Below are 467 nucleotides of genomic sequence, written 5' to 3'. Positions count from 1 at the left end.
CAATTTCAGTGCTTAGTTGCTCCAAAAAATTAGCAACTTCAGTAGGTTCTAAACAATTCTTTACACGTGAAAACTCTTTATTCTTAATTTCATTTGGTGTAAAAGGCATTTGTTATCCTCCTTAAATCATTACTATTTGAATAATGTTCTATAGGTAATGTGCGTTTTATCTTTTTTAGTTTTACCACCTAAGTCAGTAATGTGTGCTCTACCAAAACCTTGGATGGATATTAAATCATTTGCTTGTAATTGAAAATCTGCTGAATCAACAATAGTGTGATTCACTTTAACACGTTTTTTTTCGATTAGTTGTTTCGCAATCGTACGTGATTTACGTATCATTTCTTTAATAACAACATCTAACCTTAAAGAACTAACTGTTGCACTTTCAATTTTCCAATTCTCATTAGATTGTATCATATCTGTTACTGGAATAGTATAAAGTTTAACTGATGCGCCTTTAATAC

Annotated in this window: 2 protein-coding genes; both read right to left on the bottom strand. The window is 30.4% G+C overall.

The genetic code is table 11. From position 1 onward, the window contains the following. On the bottom strand, positions 1-109 hold a 109-nt coding region (locus D7W82_RS42650; protein WP_147439791.1), incomplete at its 3' end, for a DivIVA domain-containing protein. 23 nt (positions 110-132) lie between these two features. Then, a partial coding sequence (locus tag D7W82_RS39830) for a S4 domain-containing protein (RefSeq protein WP_199728038.1) occupies positions 133-467 on the bottom strand: 335 nt, incomplete at its 5' end.

This window comes from Corallococcus sp. CA049B (assembly GCF_003611685.1).
Classification (GTDB): Bacteria; Myxococcota; Myxococcia; order Myxococcales; family Myxococcaceae; genus Corallococcus; species Corallococcus coralloides.
This window is presented reverse-complemented; position numbering and strand designations above follow the sequence as displayed.